Annotated in this window: 17 protein-coding genes and 1 pseudogene; 6 read left to right on the forward strand and 12 right to left on the reverse strand. The window is 56.2% G+C overall.

The window, feature by feature from the left end; genetic code table 11:
- From ABYP39_RS10730 to ABYP39_RS10740, 3 genes are all read right to left on the reverse strand, one after another.
- The coding region (locus ABYP39_RS10730; RefSeq protein ID WP_372782495.1) for a haloalkane dehalogenase at positions 1-490 on the reverse strand (490 nt) is incomplete at its 3' end.
- Between the two features lie 22 nt (positions 491-512).
- Positions 513-1,229, reverse strand: a complete 717-nt coding sequence (gene trmB, locus ABYP39_RS10735; RefSeq protein ID WP_372748393.1) for a tRNA (guanosine(46)-N7)-methyltransferase TrmB — start codon at positions 1,227-1,229, stop codon at positions 513-515.
- 37 nt (positions 1,230-1,266) lie between these two features.
- Entirely contained in the window at positions 1,267-1,641 is a 375-nt protein-coding gene (locus ABYP39_RS10740; protein WP_372748394.1) for a DUF423 domain-containing protein, read from the reverse strand.
- 115 nt (positions 1,642-1,756) lie between these two features.
- Here ABYP39_RS10740 and rsmD point away from each other — a divergent pair, with 115 nt between their 5' ends.
- Together rsmD and ABYP39_RS10750 are read left to right on the forward strand one after the other, a co-directional pair.
- The gene (rsmD, locus tag ABYP39_RS10745) at positions 1,757-2,356 is read left to right on the forward strand and encodes a 16S rRNA (guanine(966)-N(2))-methyltransferase RsmD (protein WP_372764040.1); all 600 of its coding nucleotides are present in this window, start codon (positions 1,757-1,759) and stop codon (positions 2,354-2,356) included.
- Positions 2,357-2,475: 119 nt separating this feature from the next.
- Positions 2,476-3,060: an acyloxyacyl hydrolase gene (locus ABYP39_RS10750; RefSeq protein WP_372782497.1), complete on the forward strand. Its 585-nt coding sequence runs from the start codon at positions 2,476-2,478 to the stop codon at positions 3,058-3,060.
- A 3-nt stretch (positions 3,061-3,063) separates the two neighbouring features.
- On the opposite strand, the gene ABYP39_RS10755 is transcribed toward ABYP39_RS10750, so the two are convergent.
- Positions 3,064-3,720, reverse strand: coding sequence for a glutathione S-transferase family protein (locus ABYP39_RS10755; protein WP_372748397.1), 657 nt, complete (start codon positions 3,718-3,720; stop codon positions 3,064-3,066).
- Between the two features lie 120 nt (positions 3,721-3,840).
- On the opposite strand from ABYP39_RS10755, the gene ABYP39_RS10760 reads away from it, so the two are divergent.
- Complete coding sequence (locus ABYP39_RS10760; protein WP_372748398.1) at positions 3,841-4,452, forward strand: 2-hydroxychromene-2-carboxylate isomerase; 612 nt, start codon at positions 3,841-3,843, stop codon at positions 4,450-4,452.
- A 37-nt stretch (positions 4,453-4,489) separates the two neighbouring features.
- Here the strand turns inward: ABYP39_RS10760 and ABYP39_RS10765 are convergent, their stop codons facing one another.
- On the reverse strand, positions 4,490-4,873 hold the full coding sequence (locus tag ABYP39_RS10765) for a RidA family protein (protein ID WP_372748400.1): 384 nt from the start codon (positions 4,871-4,873) through the stop codon (positions 4,490-4,492).
- Positions 4,874-5,152: 279 nt separating this feature from the next.
- Between ABYP39_RS10765 and ABYP39_RS10770 the strand changes: the two genes are divergently transcribed.
- Complete coding sequence (locus ABYP39_RS10770; protein WP_372782499.1) at positions 5,153-5,569, forward strand: hypothetical protein; 417 nt, start codon at positions 5,153-5,155, stop codon at positions 5,567-5,569.
- On the opposite strand, the gene spoT is transcribed toward ABYP39_RS10770, so the two are convergent.
- The 4 genes from spoT to ABYP39_RS10790 form a co-directional block, all read right to left on the reverse strand.
- A complete protein-coding gene (gene spoT, locus ABYP39_RS10775) occupies positions 5,570-7,735 on the reverse strand; it encodes a bifunctional GTP diphosphokinase/guanosine-3',5'-bis pyrophosphate 3'-pyrophosphohydrolase (protein WP_372748402.1) in 2,166 nt (721 codons plus the stop codon). It abuts the gene before it with no gap.
- Positions 7,736-7,757: 22 nt separating this feature from the next.
- Entirely contained in the window at positions 7,758-8,018 is a 261-nt protein-coding gene (rpoZ, locus tag ABYP39_RS10780; protein ID WP_372748403.1) for a DNA-directed RNA polymerase subunit omega, read from the reverse strand.
- A 153-nt stretch (positions 8,019-8,171) separates the two neighbouring features.
- A complete protein-coding gene (gmk, locus tag ABYP39_RS10785; RefSeq protein ID WP_372748404.1) occupies positions 8,172-8,804 on the reverse strand; it encodes a guanylate kinase in 633 nt (210 codons plus the stop codon).
- 82 nt (positions 8,805-8,886) lie between these two features.
- On the reverse strand, positions 8,887-9,756 hold the full coding sequence (locus ABYP39_RS10790; RefSeq protein ID WP_372782501.1) for a YicC/YloC family endoribonuclease: 870 nt from the start codon (positions 9,754-9,756) through the stop codon (positions 8,887-8,889).
- Positions 9,757-9,897: 141 nt separating this feature from the next.
- Between ABYP39_RS10790 and rph the strand changes: the two genes are divergently transcribed.
- Positions 9,898-10,623 carry a ribonuclease PH gene (gene rph / locus ABYP39_RS10795; protein ID WP_372760442.1) on the forward strand — a complete coding sequence of 242 codons (726 nt, stop codon included), beginning with the start codon at positions 9,898-9,900 and terminating at the stop codon, positions 10,621-10,623.
- Positions 10,624-10,672: 49 nt separating this feature from the next.
- Here the strand turns inward: rph and ABYP39_RS10800 are convergent, their stop codons facing one another.
- The 3 genes from ABYP39_RS10800 to argH form a co-directional block, all read right to left on the reverse strand.
- A complete protein-coding gene (locus ABYP39_RS10800) occupies positions 10,673-13,789 on the reverse strand; it encodes an efflux RND transporter permease subunit (RefSeq protein WP_372749319.1) in 3,117 nt (1,038 codons plus the stop codon).
- Between the two features lies 1 nt (position 13,790).
- The gene (locus ABYP39_RS10805; protein ID WP_372749320.1) at positions 13,791-14,840 is read right to left on the reverse strand and encodes an efflux RND transporter periplasmic adaptor subunit; all 1,050 of its coding nucleotides are present in this window, start codon (positions 14,838-14,840) and stop codon (positions 13,791-13,793) included.
- A 127-nt stretch (positions 14,841-14,967) separates the two neighbouring features.
- Entirely contained in the window at positions 14,968-16,368 is a 1,401-nt protein-coding gene (argH, locus tag ABYP39_RS10810) for an argininosuccinate lyase (RefSeq protein ID WP_372765272.1), read from the reverse strand.
- Between the two features lie 156 nt (positions 16,369-16,524).
- Between argH and ABYP39_RS10815 the strand changes: the two are divergent.
- Positions 16,525-16,911: pseudogene (locus ABYP39_RS10815) on the forward strand (hypothetical protein); the annotation flags it as partial.

Genomic DNA, 16,911 nt, shown 5'->3' on the forward strand with positions numbered 1-16,911 from the left:
ACGCCAGAAAGGCTTCGCCCGGTGGCTGCTCGCCAGTGGGCAGCATGGTATTGGCCGCAACCGCCCGCGCAAACTTGCCTGGGCGACTGGCCAGCAGACGCAGGCCGATCAGACCACCCCAGTCCTGACACACCAGCGTCACATTTTCCAGATTGAGCTGATCAAACGCCGACTGAACCCAACCCACATGACGAGCGTACGTGTAATCGTTGCGCTCACTGGGCTTGTCTGAACGGCCAAAACCGATGAGATCCAACGCGATGACCCGATGACCCGCCTGCACCAGCGGCGGAATCATCTTGCGGTACAGATACGACCAGGAAGGCTCGCCGTGCATCAGCAGAACAGGAGGAGCTCCTGCCGGACCTTCATCCAGGTAGTGCAGCCTGAGCTCCCCACCCTCGCAATCATCAATAAACAAATATTGCGGTGAAAAATTGTAGCCCGGTAGATTGTCAAAACGCTCGTCAGGCGTTCTCAATACCTTCATACAGACACCTCTCCAGTTATTGTCAGATAGCCTCGAAAAGTAGATCCCATACCCCGTGCCCGAGGCGCTGACCGCGCTGCTCGAATTTGGTCAGTGGCCGCCAGTCCGGGCGCGGCGCATAAACGCCAACCTCAGACTGATTGCGATAGCCGGGCGCTACCGCCATCACCTCAGCCATGTGTTCGGCGTAGTTTTCCCAGTCGGTCGCCAAGTGCAATACTCCGCCCGTTTTCAATTTTCGTCGAAGCTCCGCCACAAAGTTCGGCTGGACCAGTCGACGCTTGTGATGTTTCTTCTTATGCCAGGGATCGGGAAAATAGATTTGTACGCGATCCAGCGCACCATCGGGAATGCAGGTCTGCAGCACTTCGACGGCGTCATCGCAGTAAACCCGCACATTACTCAGCTGGGCCTCGCCCATCCCCATTAACAAACGCCCTACACCGGGCTTGTGTACTTCCACGCCTATAAAATCTTTGTCGCTCTCGCGCGCTGCCATCTCCAGCAGGGATTGCCCCATACCGAAGCCAATCTCAAACACCAAGGGTGCGCGGCGGCCAAATAGCGCGGCCGGATCGATCATCCCGCCCTGCAGCGTTAGCCCAGCCACAGGCCAATACGTTTCGTAGGCCTGCTCCTGCCCCTTGGTCATGCGCCCGGTGCGCAGCACAAAACTGCGTATACGGCGCAAGCGCTTCTCTGAAAAAGTGGCCTCGGTACTATCTGTGTCGTCGTTCATCGAATTTCCAATTGCTACGCGGGGTATGAGACCGCAGTTACAGTGCCCGGCAGGCTACTACCGCGAGGCAAAGCCAGGCCGCGAGAAAACACAGCCCGCCCAAGGGAGTAATGGCTCCCAGCATTTTGATGCCGCTCAATGCCAGCGCATAGAGACTGCCACTGAACAACAACGTGCCCACCAAAAACAGCCAGCCGCTGGCTTTGAGCCAGGCGCCCTGCACCCCGTACACCGCCAGCAGAGCGACCGCGATTAATGCCAGGGTATGGTAAAAATGATACTGCACGGCGGTGTCATACACCGCGAGCATATCCGCCGTCAGACGCTGCTTGAGGGCGTGCGCACCGAATGCGCCCAAAGCAACTGCCAGAAAGCCACTGATCGCCCCAGCAACAAGAAAGATTTGCCCCATATTCTGTTACCCTTAACGCCTGTGGTTAGGTCTGTGCATAATGCGGCCCTGATCACACGCCAGCTACCGTGAAAGCCGCACAGTGTAGCAAGTCACACCAGAGGAATCAGCGCCCATGGGTCGGCATCAACGTACTCCCGCCAATAAAGCACAGCACGACTATGGAACCGTTCGGATCATCGCCGGTCAATGGCGCGGTCGCAAACTGCGCTTCCCTGCGACCGATGGTCTGCGGCCTACCGGAGACCGCCTGCGGGAAACACTCTTCAACTGGCTCGCTCCACACATAGAAGGCGCACGCTGCCTCGATGCCTTTGCCGGTAGCGGCGCACTGGGGTTGGAGGCATTGTCGCGCGGCGCCGCCCATTGTCATTTTGTCGACAACCAACGCGCAGCCACCGACGCCCTGCGGGACAATCTGAGCACACTAACATGCAATAATGCCAAGGTTGTGCAGGCGTCTGTACTGGACTGGCTCGCTCGCTGCGATGACTCTTTTGATATTATTTTTGTCGATCCACCTTTCTCTTCAGGCCTTTACGAACCCATTCTGACGGCGCTGGCAGAATCTGCCACACTGCGCCAGAATGGTCTGCTGTATATAGAGTCGGACCGAAAAAACACACTGCCAACACCACCTGGTTTTACCGTGCTCAAAGATAAAACCGCCGGCAATGCCCGCTACCAACTTTGGCAAAAACACCAACACCCCTAGCTCCCTTGCAGTGCACGTCATGATTTCGTACAAATAGCGCAGACTTCAACAATCTCTTTTGTATGCGCCTCACTGTATTGCTTAGGACATTGACATGGTGCGCCCGAGGTCTGCTGGCAGTGGCAACTTGCACACCGACAACCGTTGCGGCCGATGGTTTTTCAAGCCCAATCGACGCCGACGGAACCTACCTTCCTGATTCACCGCAGGTTCTACTCGCGCAACGTCCCCCACGTTTCGCCAGCCTCAATGCCGGCCGCTCAATCGACCCGGCAATGACAGATGATGCCTATTTGGCGGTTAATGCCGGGCTTGTCGGGCTGTTCAACCGCTTCAAGGAAACACTTCGCTATGGCATGGAATACCGCTGGAAGCCACACACCAAACTTCGCCTGCGCCCGGCCGCCGGCCTGATTACTGCGGAAAATGATGCGAGCTATCTTTTTTTCGGTATACGCCGGGATTTTCACCCGGCAACACACTGGGTAGTAACCGGCAGTTTCGATGCCGGCTATTTTGAAGAGCGGGAAAGATTGGAATTGGGGCTGCAATTGGAGTTTAGGACAGGGCTGGAACTGGCCTACCAGCTCGGTAATCGCTACCGCTTAGGCATGGCCCTGTATCACCTCTCAAATGGCGGATTCGGCGAGCGCAACCCAGGCACCGAATCCGCGGTCGTCAATCTGACCATCCCCATTCAATAACGGCTATTTACCTGACACCTTCTTGATGAAAGCGTCGAGCTGAGCCTGCATATCCGCATCCAGCTGCTGACAGATAGGGTTTGCGGCCAGACGCTCATCCCAGTCTTTTAGCGCCGAGTGCCCCTCCAACAGATCCCAGTGCAACACCGAACCCGCGGCAGCCTTGGCCACGCCCAGCGAATATCGCAGTACGATATCAGCCAGTGTTTGCTGCTCTCCGAGTGCATAAGGCGAAAACGACGCCAGGGCGTTAACCGCCCGCAGGCCTTTCTCAAGCACTGTGCGCACCTCCTGCTTTACATCATCGGCCACCGGCGCACCGGCCAGCATCGCCGGCAGCAACCGTCGCGCGGACAGCTCAATATACAGCTCTGACACTTTCATCAGCTCGCGGGTTTTCGCCTGCGCCCATCGGCCCTTCGGCAACAGGGGTTTTTCAGGGTAGGCGGCCTCCAGATATTCCAGTATTGCACTGGTCTCGCACAGAAAGCCTTCTTCGGTTTCAATGCAAGGCACCTTGCCCATCGGGCTCTTGGCCAGATATTCAGCGCTTTGGTCTGGAAAGATCACCACCTCTTCAAACTCGATACCTTTTTCCAGCAGCACGTGTTTGACCATATTGAAATAATCACTGACAGCAAAACCGTAGAGCTTTAGCATGGTAATCTCCTTATACGTTTTATACGTTGGCGCTCACTATGCTACGCCACTGCGCAGCGGGAAACGACCTCCTGCGACGCAAATGCAGATAGCGCGCGCATTCACGCAAAAGGAAAGCACATGCCCAAACTCGAATTCTTTTTCGATTGCACATCGCCGTGGACTTACCTGGCATTCACCGGCATCCAGCCCATCGTCAAACGCAATCCGGTTGATATGCACTGGCGCCCTATTCTTGTTGGCGGCGTTTTCAATGCAGTTAACCAGGGGGTGTACGAAGCCCGAGAGTCCATGTTCAACAACGAACGTCGGGTTACTCATTACATGAAAGATTTGCAGGACTGGGCCGATTACTACGACCTAACCATACGCTGGCCCGACATGCATCCTGCTAACGCCGTGAAGATTATGCGCGGCTGCTTTGTGGCTCAGGAAGCGGGCAAACTCATCCCCTACGCCAAGCAGTGTTTTGAAAGCTATTGGCGCGACGGCAAGGACGTGAGCCAGGACGACGTGATCAACGATATTGTGACATCCGCCGGCCTGGATACCTCAGATTTTTTTAACAAGATTAATCAGCAGGCCTATAAGGACAGATTGCGCGCCAATACCGAAGAGTTGATAGCCCGCGGCGGCTACGGTTCGCCCACCCTGTTTGTCGACGAGACCGATATGTATTTTGGCAATGACCGGCTGCTGCTGGTGGAACATCGCCTGCGACAGACACAATAAAACAAGGTCCGGCCTCAGCCGGACCCAACAACCCGCCTTACAGCCCCAAAATTACCTCGATTTCCACCTTGGCGCCTTTCGGCAAAGCAGCCACCTGCACGCAGGCCCGCGCCGGGTAAGGCTCGGCGAAATGGCGGGCCATCACCTCGTTAACCGCCACAAAGTCGTTCAGATCGGTGAGTGAAATGTTCACTTTGAGTGCATCATCCAAGGTGCCACCGGCGGCCGCTGCCACAGCGCTCAGATTTTTAAATACCTGCTCGGCCTGCTCAGCCGCAGTTTCACCCACCATCGTCATGGTTTTAGGATCAAGCGGGATCTGACCCGACAGAAAGGTAATATTACCAAAGGCTACCGCCTGCGAATAAGGGCCGATCGCCTGTGGCGCCTGATCAGTAGCTACGATGACTTTTTTACTCATTGATTTCTCTCACATAACCGGCAAAAAGAAAGGCATGTTAAAGCAAACCCGGTGCCTCGCCCACTCCCCCGTCTTGACCACACAAAGCATTTTCGCCACACTCGCTGTTCCAAAAATCACAATAACTCCTCGCCGGAGTGGCTATTCTTGCTTCAAGGCTAGTGATGTATCTGCACAGCGGCTACCTCACCCAAGCTAAAAGAATCGAGCTTAATCACGCGAGGCGGCCAAAGCGCACTGGATAAAAGCGCGGCCGACAACAACGGAATGTGAAGTATTATGAAACAGTGGGTAACTGGAGTTTTACTTTCTTTCAGCAGCGCCGGCCTAATCGCCAGTGACTGCCCAACACCGGCCAGTGAGCTGGTGCACGTTCACGCCAAACAAGATAATGGCGCCTACACTTTGAGTGCCGACCAGAAGCTGATGCTGTTTTACAAAGCACCCGTTGAGGCCGAAACCTTCCACGCCACGCTCAATGGCGAAGACATCAGCGGCGAGTTTTCACCCAGTGCCAGAAAGTTTGGTGAGGTGTTGTCGCTCGAGCTGCGGCAGGGCGAAAATCTGCTGGAGCTCAGTGGCGTTTTCGCAAACAGAAGTTCTCCTGATTGCATTCAGCCAACCCAGCAGCGCATCCGACTGTTAAGTGCTATAGCCAATAGCGAGCAGGTCGCGGGGCTCTCGCCTGCGCACTAATTAGTGACGTACGCGAGTGACGCGCAGAGTGGCGGGAATGTGCCGAATTCGGCGCATGATATTAGCCAGGTGAACACGAGACTTCACGCCTATCAACAAGTGCACAATAGTCACTTTCGGGGTATCGTCTTCCACGCTGATTTTTTCAATACTGGCGTCGGCGCCGTTCACGCGGGTGGCCAGCACCGCAATAATACCGCGCTGCTTTGACAGCTCGACCTTGAGCTCGACGGTAAATTCATTGTCGGTGTCCTCTGCCCAAGATAAAGGCACCACCTTTTCCGGCTTACTGCGAAGCTCGATACTGTTGTGGCAATTATCTGTGTGCACTACGACCCCCTTCTCCGAACTGAGCAGCCCGATGATGGGGTCGCCGGGAATGGGGTAACAGCACTTGGCGAAGTTCACCAGGAAACCTTCAGTACCGTTAATGACCATCGCATGCTGCCCCAGCGAGGTCTGTTCCGGCTCCGTCTTGCCGGGCGCATTGAATAACTGCCGCGCTGTCAGATAGGCCACCCGGTTGCCAAGCCCGATCTCCTCCAGAATGCTATCAAACCGGTCAGCACCGGTTGTCTCCACCAACTCCTCCAGCTGACGTTCGGGGATATCCTTCAGCTGACCTCCCAAACCGGCCAAAGCCTTTTCCAACATACGCTCGCCAAGCTCCACCGCTTCACTGCGACGCTGGTGCTTGAGAAAATGGCGAATCGTCGAGCGCGCCTTGGCTGTCACCACAAAGTTCAGCCAGTTAGGGTTAGGCTGCGCGCCCTGAGCGGTAATTACCTCAACGGTCTGTCCGCTCTGCAGCACTTCCGACAGGGGCGCGAGTCGCCGGTTGATACGACAGGCAACACAGCTGTTACCCACGTCGCTGTGTACCGAGTAGGCAAAATCTACCGGTGTGGCACCTGCCGGCAGCTCGAGTATCTCGCCTTTAGGCGTGAACACGTATATTTCATCCGGGAACAGATCAATTTTGACGTTTTCGATAAATTCCAGTGAATTACCTGTGCGCTGCTGAATCTCCAGCAGGCCCTGCACCCACTGACGGGCCCGCGCATGGCTATTGCCGTTTGCCGCGTCGCCATCGGTCTTGTACAGCCAGTGCGCGGCGATGCCGTTGTTGGCCATTTCCTCCATCTCTTCAGTACGAATCTGAATCTCGATGGGAACGCCGTGCAAACCAAACAACCCGGTGTGCAGTGATTGATACCCGTTTGCCTTGGGAATGGCGATGTAATCCTTGAACTGTCCGGGGACCGGTTTATAGAGACTGTGCACACAACCCAAAACCCGATAACAGTTATCAACCGAATCTACCACGATGCGAAACGCGTAGAGATCCATGATCTCGCTGAAGGATTTACGCTTGCTGCGCATTTTCTGGTAGATGCTAAATAGATGCTTTTCGCGGCCCGTGATACGGGCTGGAATACCCTCTTCTTCCAGATACGACTCAACGGTTTCGCGGATATTTTCGACTATTTCACGGCGGTCACCGCGCACCTGCCGCACGGCTGCTCGAATACGATCAGCGCGCATCGGGTACATCGCACTGAAGCCAAGGTCTTCAAATTCCACGCGGATATTGTGCATACCCAGACGCTGGGCGATGGGCGCATAGATTTCGAGGGTTTCACGCGCGATACGACGGCGCTTCTCAGGCTGGAGCACGCCAAGCGTACGCATATTGTGAAGACGGTCTGCCAGCTTCACCAGGATGACACGGATATCCTTGGCCATGGCCAGGGCCATTTTCTGGAAGTTTTCTGCCTGCTGTTCTGCGCGGGACTGAAACTCGATACGGGTCAGTTTAGAGACCCCATCTACCAGCTCCGCAACCGTAGAACCAAATTGCTGACTTAGGATTTTCTTAGAGATAGCGGTGTCTTCAATGACATCGTGCAGCATGGCGGCCATCAGACTCTGATGATCCATGTGCATATCCGCCAAGATGGCGGCAACCGCAAGAGGGTGAGTTACGTAGGGTTCGCCGCTGCGCCGACGCTGGCCCTCGTGGGCCTGCTCGGCGTAGTAATAGGCGCGCTGTACCAGGTTAACCTGTTCCGGCGACAGATACTCTGACAGCGTGGCTGCCAGTGCATCAATGGAATGTTCCGGTTTCTGCCCGTTTTGGGTTTGGAATATAGAATATTGAAGCATTCCCCCCCTCAACGCAGCGCGCTCAACCGATAGTGGTGTCCATATCCGAGAGATCCAGTTCTGGCTCTTCGCGTTCGATGTCCGCTGCCATAATCTCTGCCGGAGTTAATTTCTGTTCAGCAATTTCACGCAGGGCCAGCACGGTTGGTTTATCGCCGTCCTCGCTAACCAGAGGATCCTTGCCGCCAGTAGCGATTGCACGCGCCCGCTTGCTGGCAACCATCACCAATTCGAAACGGTTATCAACATGCTCAAGACAATCTTCAACTGTAATACGTGCCATCTGTCATTCCTGAAAAGTGTATTCCTGAAAACCGATTAAAACATCGGGAAAAGCCTGCCCTGACCGATAGTTAAGGCAATTGCACCGCCAATTGCAATCCTAACACAGAGCAATGGTTCACAATCTGTGCCGACCGGCGGGCGCAGGAGTGTATCAAATTTGATCAGAGCGCGACAGCAATTCCGCTAACAATGCCTGATGGCGAATCTGCTGGGAGGGCAGGCTCAGGCGTTGACTGCGCACGATGGCCACCAGATCGGCCAGCGCCACGTCAAACTCGTCATTGATCACAATAAACTCCGCCTCGGGGAAGTGTGACATTTCATCCACCGCCGCCCGCATTCGCCGAGCTATCGTCGCCTCATCGTCCTGACCACGCCCCTGTAACCGCTCCTCGAGCGTCGCGCGCGAGGGCGGCAGTATAAAGATGGAGCGAGTATCTGACATTGCACGGCGCACCTGCTCGGCGCCCTGCCAGTCAATCTCCAGAATTACATCGGTTCCGGCTGCCAATTGCTGCGCCACCCATGCTTGTGAGGTGCCATAGAAATTATCGAATACCTGAGCGTGCTCGAGAAACGCTGCATCACCGAGCATCTGTTTGAATTCATCCACCGATATAAAGTGGTAGTCACGCCCTTCAACTTCGCCAGGGCGCTGCTTGCGCGTGGTGTGCGAAACCGACACCCGGATATTGTCCATCTGCTCCAACAGGGCTCTGACCAGACTGGTTTTGCCCGCACCGGAGGGTGCTGAAATAGTATAGAGAATGCCCTGCGTTGCCATGAGTGCGAATAATCCGGAACCTGAGAGAGTGATTTTTTATGATACCAGCAATTGTTAGACGCTGAAGAATCGCGAGCGCCTATTACTCAATATTCTGGATCTGCTCGCGCATCTGCTCAATCAATACCTTGAGCTCAACCGCCGATTGCGTGCTGTCAGCCACCACAGCCTTGGACGACAATGTGTTTGCCTCACGGTTAAGCTCCTGCATTAGAAAATCCAGCTTGCGACCACAGGCGCCGCCCTTGCGCAGTATTCGCAGCACTTCCTGCACGTGGGTGTCGAGCCGATCCAGCTCCTCCGCCACATCTATCTTCTGGGCCAGCAACGCCACTTCAGCTTCCAGCCGTTCCTCGTTGAGTTTGACGTCCAGCCCCTCCAGACGCTGCAAGAGCTTGTCTCGCTGCGCCTGTACCAGCTGCGGCATAGCCTGGCGCAGCCGCGCCGTAATAACCACTATCTGCTCCAGCCGCTGTTCTATCATCAGCTTGAGCTCCGCCCCTTCGCGTTCACGGCCAGCACTCTGCTCTGCCAGCGCTTGCGCAAACAGCGTCATTAACGCCTGCTGCACCTCGTCCGCATCCGGCTGAGATTCGCCCACCACCCCCGGCCATTGCAATATGGCCAAGGGGTCGATCGACGCGGGGTGATCCAATTTGCCGTGAATTGCTTGGGCAGCGGCCATAACCTCACCGGCCAGTGCATGATTGATTTTCAGACTCTCGCTGCCCTCAGAACGCATCTGCAGGCGCAAACTGACTTCCACCTTGCCGCGCGAGAGATTCTTACGCAGCGCATCTCGCAACCCCGGTTCCAGATGGCGCCACAGCTCCGGCAGCTTAAACGTCAGATCAAGGTAGCGCTGATTAACGGAACGGATCTCCCACGCCGCCGTCCCCCAAGGGTATTCAGCGCGCTGATGCGCAAAGGCAGTCATGCTGCGAACAGACAAAGGCATTCTCCGGAATTGAAACAGATCGCTATTGTACTCACTCCGCACCAGGATTTAAGTGGGGGATTACCGCAACAGCCGAATTGACCGAGTGAGCTGCTATACTCTGCGCCCTTATTCAAACCAGCAGGAGTTTTATCTATGACCCGACCCAGTGGACGCCAGCCCAATCAGCTTCGCGAAGTACGCCTGACCCGACAGTTCACCTGCCATGCGGAAGGCTCAGTGCTCGTTGAAATGGGCAATACCAAGGTGATCTGCACGGCGTCGGTCGACACTTCGGTACCACCCTTTCTGCGCGGCAAAGGCCAAGGATGGGTTACCGCCGAGTACGGCATGCTGCCGCGCTCAACCGGCTCACGCATGGGGCGGGAAGCGGCGCGCGGCAAACAGAGTGGTCGCACCCAGGAAATTCAGCGCCTGATCGGCCGCTCACTGCGCGCTGGCATTGATATGAAAAAACTGGGCGAAAACACGATTCAGCTCGATTGTGACGTTATTCAGGCCGATGGCGGCACCCGCACCGCGTCTATCACCGGGGCCTACGTGGCACTGGCCGATGCCATAGCCTCCATGCTTGAGGCTGGCACGCTCAAAGAAAACCCCATTGTTCAGCAGATTGCCGCCGTTAGCGTTGGCGTATACCAAGGTCAGCCCGTACTCGACCTCGACTATGCCGAGGACTCCACCGCCGAAACCGATATGAACGTGGTGATGGGTTCCAACGGTGGCTTTATTGAGGTTCAAGGCACCGCCGAAGCCGCACCATTTGCCCGCCAAGAACTGAACGGCATGCTCGACCTTGCAGAACAGGGCATAGAAGAACTGTTTGCCGCCCAGACAGCAGCGCTGGTTAAAAAGCCTTAAGCGCCACCGGGCTCCTCCCCCGATCGCGGCGGGAGGAGCACACACCGCGTTATTCAATATCGCGACGCCAATCCGTACCTTGCAGCTCTGCTTCCAGCTGCCGCGTTATCGTCTGCGGCGTATGGGTATTGCGTGCTAACAGGGCGTAGGCCAGCGGCACGACAAACAGGGTGAGCAAGGTTGCCACGCTGACCCCACTGGACACCACAATACCGATAACAAAACGAGCTTCGGCCCCGGCCCCACTGGCCAGTATCAGCGGTACCGCGCCCATGATTGTCGTGATGGAGGTCATCAGAATGGGACGCAGACGCTGCCCGGCCGCTTGCAGCAGCGCATCCTCAAAAGCCATGCCCTCGTCGCGCAACTGATTGGCAAACTCAACAATCAAAATACCGTTCTTGGTAGCCAAACCCACCAACATAATCAACGCCACCTGTGAATAGATGTTGATGCTCTGTCCAAACAGGTACAGGCCAATCAATGCGCCCGCCACCGCCAGCGGTACGGTGAGCATAATCACCAAGGGGTGGATAAAACTTTCAAACTGGGCGGCCATCACCAGAAACACAACCATCAGCGCCAGAGCAAAAATAAAATAGATGTCACCGCTGCTGGTTTTCAACTTCAAGGATTCGCCCTTGTAGTCGATCACTGCTTCCGGCGCGATCTCCCGCGTCAGATTTTCCATATAGGCCAGGGCTTCACCCAAGGTGTAATCACCCCCCACCGCGGCATCAATTGTAATCGCGCGCATGCGGTTAAAACGGTTTAGCGTTGCCGCGTCCGCGCGATCTTCCAGCGTGATCAGATTGGACAGCGGTATCAGCCGATCAGTGGTCACCGAGCGCACATAAATATTGTGGAGATCTCCCGGCGAGCGCTGCCCATCCGGCTCCCCCTCCAGAATGACATCGTATTCCTCACCCTCACGCATAAAGGTGGTTACCCGGCGCGAACCCAGCAGCGTTTCCAGAGTGCGATTGATATCGACCAGTTGCACACCCAGGGAGGCGGCCCGCTCGCGGTCGATCGATACCCGCAGCTGCGGTTTGCTTTCCTGATAATCGCTGTCCAAACCCACCAGCCCAGGGTTGCTCTGCGCCTCGGCTATGATGCGGTCACGCCACCGCGCCAGCTCATCGTAGTCGGCGCCGCCAATCACAAATTGCACCGCCTTGTTGGCGTGGCCGCCCAGTGCCTGCGGCATGACGGGGAACACCGAAACCCCGCTGATGTCGGCCACCCGGTCACGGGCGTCGGCCATGATGGCGTAAGAGTCGCGGCGCCCCGAGTCAAAGGGCGACAGCACGATAATACCCATTGCGCCACTGAAATCCTCACCACCGCCAAAGCCACGTGGCGCCCTGAGCAACAGCCGCTGAATATCCCCGGCCTCCACCAGTGGCATCAGCGCTTCTTCAATTTCCAATACCCGCTGACTGGTGTAGTCGAAAGATGCGCCTTCAGGCCCCTTAATGATGAGAAAGAAGACACCCCGATCTTCCTTGGGAGCAAACTCCTGGGGAATCTGTTTAAACAGTCCATAACAAACCGCAAACGCGGCGAGCAACACCAGAGCCATGCCCAACGGGGCATGCAATGCCTTTTTCAGGCCCGCTTGGTATCGAACCTGAAGCGCATTAAAAATGCGATCGCCGGCTTTGCTCAGTGAATGGCGACCATTGTCTGCTTTAAGCAATCTGGCACAGATCACCGGCGACAAGGTCAGCGCGACCACGCTGGAAAAACCGACCGCCGTCGCCATCGCGATGGCGAATTCGCCAAACAGACGGCCCACGTCATCACGCAGAAAGGTTATCGGGATAAACACGGCGATCAGCACCAGAGTTGTCGCCACCACCGCAAAGCCTACCTGACGAGCACCGCGATAGGCGGCCACCAGCGGGCTTTCCCCTTCCTGCATGCGGCGATGAATGTTTTCCAATACCACAATGCCATCGTCCACCACCATGCCGATTGCCAGTACCAGCGCCAGCAAAGTCAGCAGATTCAGGCTATAGCCCAACCCGTAAAGCACCGTAAAGGTGGCAATCAATGACACTGGCACCGTCACCGCTGGCACCATCATCGCTCGCCAGTCACCGAGAAACAGCAGAATCACCAACACAACCAACCCCGCCGCAATAAACAGCGTGCTGTAAACCTCAGAAATGGCGCTTTCAACAAACACGGAGCTGTCAAAACTCTGCTTGATGTCCATGCCTTCCGGCAACGTCCCTCTGATCCGGTCACGCAGCTTTTTTGCTTCGCGAGTTACTGACAGGGTATTAGCCGTGCTTTGCTTGATAATGCCAAGCCCCACCATATTGATGCCGTTACCGCGAAACTGACGACGCCACTCAGCCGCACCGAGCTCCACCCGGGCAACATCTTTCAGGCGGATCAGGTAACCATCTTCCCCGCGACCGACCACCAGTTTTTGAAAATCTTCTTCGGTAAGATAGTTGCGATCCAGCTTGACAATAAAATCTCTGTCGACAGATTTGACTGTGCCTGCGGGTAACTCGACATTTTCACTGCGCAGCGCATTCTCGATATCGGTGGCCGTCAGTCCACGCGCTGCCATCGCTTTGCGGTCGAGCCAAATACGCATGGCGTATTCGAGACCACCGCTGACCCGTACCCGGGCCACCCCATCAATGGTCGAGAACCTATCCACCAGATACCGCTCTGCATAATCGGTCAGCTCAAGTGTGTCCATTGACTGCGAGGTGAGGTTCAGCCACATGATGACCCGCTCGTCGGCGTCACTCTTCTGCACTTCCGGTGCGTCGGCCTCCTGCGGCAGATTACCCATGACCCCCGACACGCGGTCACGCACGTCGTTGGCGGCGGATTCAATATCCCGACTCAGGTTGAATTCGATACTGATAGCGGACAGGCCATCAGCGCTCGACGAGGTAATGGTCTTGATGCCTTCAATGCCGGCAATGCTGTCTTCAATTAACTGGGTAACGCGCGACTCAACCACTGCCGCCGAAGCGCCCAGATAATTGGTGCGAATGGAAACGATCGGCGGATCGATATCCGGGTATTCCCGCAGCGGCAGACGCTCGAAGGAAACCAGGCCAAAGGCCACCAGCAACAGACTGATGACCACCGCAAATACAGGGCGCTTTACTGCGGTATCGGAAACCAGCATCTCAACCGACCTCGCCGCCAAGTTCCGGCGCCGTCACACGTATACCCTCGCGCAGACGCGGGAAAGTTGCGCGCACAATAGTTTCACCTGGCACCAGGCCACTGAGCACCTCAACCCACCCTGGCTGCCGCGACCCGATTTGCACGGTGCGACGCTGCAGGGTCTGATTGTCGTCAATCACCCAGACACTGTGCTGCTGATCACGGGTAAGCAGGGCCGCTTCCGGCACCAGTAATGCGGTGCGCGGATTGCGCAGCAGGTCCACCGTCATCAACATACCGGGCTTGAGTAACCCCTCGGCATTATCAAATTCCGCGCGCGCCCGAATTGAGCGATCAGTGCTATTTACCCGGCTGTCAATCACCGTAACGTGGCCACTGAAAGGCTCATCGTAGGCAGCTGTTTTGGCGCGCAGTTCAAGCCCGGGTTTCAGCGAGCCCAATAACGCGGCAGGCACACTGAAGTCGAGCTTCACCGGATCAATATCGTCGAGCGTAGTAATGGCTGTTCCGGGCGATACCAGCGCCCCGGGGCTAACCATGCGCAATCCCAGCACACCGGCAAATGGGGCAGTGACGCGACGGTCGGCAATTCGCGCCTCCAACTCATCAATTTTGTGGCGCGCTTTTTCCAATGCCGTGCGGCGTTGATCCAGTTCGGTTTGAGCCGCCGACATGGTTTTAACCAGACCTTCCAACCGACGCACTTCACGCTGCTGTTCTGCAAGGTCGGCCTGGGCTGACGCCAGCTGGGCCTGCTCTTCCGCCTGCTCGAGTGTTACCAGCAACTGTCCAGCTTTTACCCGCTGGCCTTCGGTAAAATGAATCGCCGCAATAGTATCAGTCGCATTGGTGGTAATGGTGATCGATTCGTTGCCGCGCAGGCTGCCCAAGGCTTCCACCCGGTCGGCAAATTCTCGCGTTTCAACCGTATAAACGCTGACCGCAACTACTGGCGCGCTGCGCTCCGGCGCAACCGGCGATGGCTGAAACTGCCACCAAAGCGCAAGTAACAGGCCGCCAACGAGCGCAAGCCCGAGAAGTTTTTTCATGGAATACCCCACCAAGCATTTTTCTTTTGAAACGCACAAGCATGCGCAGGCTGGCTGAATCAGGGCGCTGTGAAAACAAACACTGCGGCCACAGTGTGCCCGCAGGGTTAGATAGCGTGAATGGAGATTAGTTTCGCTGCGCCAGCAATTTTCTGACGCGCTGTACAGCCGCTTTTACCTGAGCCGGCGCGGTGCCGCCCACGTGGTCACGCGCATTCACCGACCCTTCCAGGGTAAGCACGTCGAACACATCGGATTCGATGGTGTCACTGAACTGGCGTAACTCATCCAGACTCATCTGAGACAGATCCTTACCCGTATCGATGCCGTAAGCCACCGACTTACCCACAATCTCATGTGCATCGCGGAAAGCGACGCCTTTGCGCACCAGGTAATCTGCCAGATCTGTTGCCGTGGAAAAGCCGCGCATCGCCGCTTCGCGCATAACCTCAGCATTGGCCGTGATTGCCGGCACCATATCGGCATAAGACTTCAGACAATCACGCAGCGTATCGATGGTATCGAATAGTGGCTCCTTGTCTTCCTGATTATCCTTGTTGTATGCCAACGGCTGGGATTTCATCAGCGTCAACAGGCTCACCAGATGACCGTTCACGCGACCTGTTTTGCCGCGCACCAACTCAGGCACATCCGGATTTTTCTTCTGCGGCATGATGCTGGAGCCGGTGCAGAAGCGGTCGGGCAGGTTGATAAAGTTAAATTGAGCCGAAGTCCACAGCACCAACTCTTCACTGAAACGCGACAAATGTGTCATCACAATGCTGGCACAAGCCGTAAACTCGATCGCAAAATCCCGGTCGCTGACCGAGTCCAGCGAATTTTCCGTTGGCCCATCAAAGCCCAGCAACTGTGCCGTCAGCTCCCGATTGATGGGATAGGTAGTGCCAGCGAGTGCCGCGGCGCCCAGCGGGCAGCGGTTAACCCGCTTGCGGCAATCCATCAGCCGCTCATAGTCGCGTTCGAGCATCGCATTCCAGGCCAGCAGGTGGTGACCAAAAGTAACCGGCTGCGCGGTCTGCAAATGGGTAAACCCGGGCATGATGGTGTCGGCTTCGCGCTCGGCCAGATCACACAACCCCTGTTGCAGGCGCGTAAGCTCACCGGCGATGCTGTCAATTTCGTCGCGTAGATACAGGCGAATATCCGTGGCGACCTGATCATTGCGCGAGCGTCCGGTGTGCAGTTTCTTACCGGTGATACCAATGCGATCGGTCAGACGCGCTTCGATATTCATGTGCACATCTTCCAGGCTCACCGACCAGTTGAATTCACCGCGCTCGATCTCGCCGCGAATCGCTTCGAGCCCTTCGCTGATCTGACGATATTCGTCATCCGTGAGCACCCCTACGCTGGCCAGCATTTGCGCATGGGCAAGCGAACCATTGATATCGTGGTGATAGAGCCGCTGATCAAACCCGACAGACGCGGTAAAACGCTCGACGAATTGATCCGTGGGCTCGGAAAAGCGCCCGCCCCAGGGTTTGATATCTGCTTGCTTGTCACTCATAAATCGAGAATGTCCTTCCGCCGCGGTAGCGGCTGCCATCGACGCCGCTGTGTAAAAAGGCGGCATTATAGCACTCCTGCCCAGCGCGTTCGCCTTTCATTAAACAGTCACATTCCGCCGCGATAATCGTCGCCCGAAACATCGAGGATTTACGATATGGCAAGCACCGACACAGGCTCCCCCAGAGCGCAGCTGGTTGAAGGGCTCTGGCAGCTAAAACAGGTCTGCGAACAACAGGACGACCAGGGACTACGCCACCTGCACTTCAGCACACTCATGAAAGACCCGGACTACCGATTGGAAATACTGCACCGCGCCAGTACCAGTAAAAATCCTAAAATACGCCAACTGGCCGGCGAACTCAGCGCGATGGACAACCGCGACGTACTGGTTGCCCGCACCAACACCTCGGCGACGAGGCTGTCCTTGAATCCAGACGTCACAGCCACCCAGGCCCAGCAAGGTTTCGTCAATATCAGCAAACGCACCCAGCGCCGCTATCTACTACCGAGCCTGCTGACCGTATTGCTGGTCATCTCCGCC

Origin of the sequence: Litorivivens sp., assembly GCF_041625495.1 — a bacterium.
Lineage (GTDB): Bacteria > Pseudomonadota > Gammaproteobacteria > Pseudomonadales > Spongiibacteraceae > Litorivivens.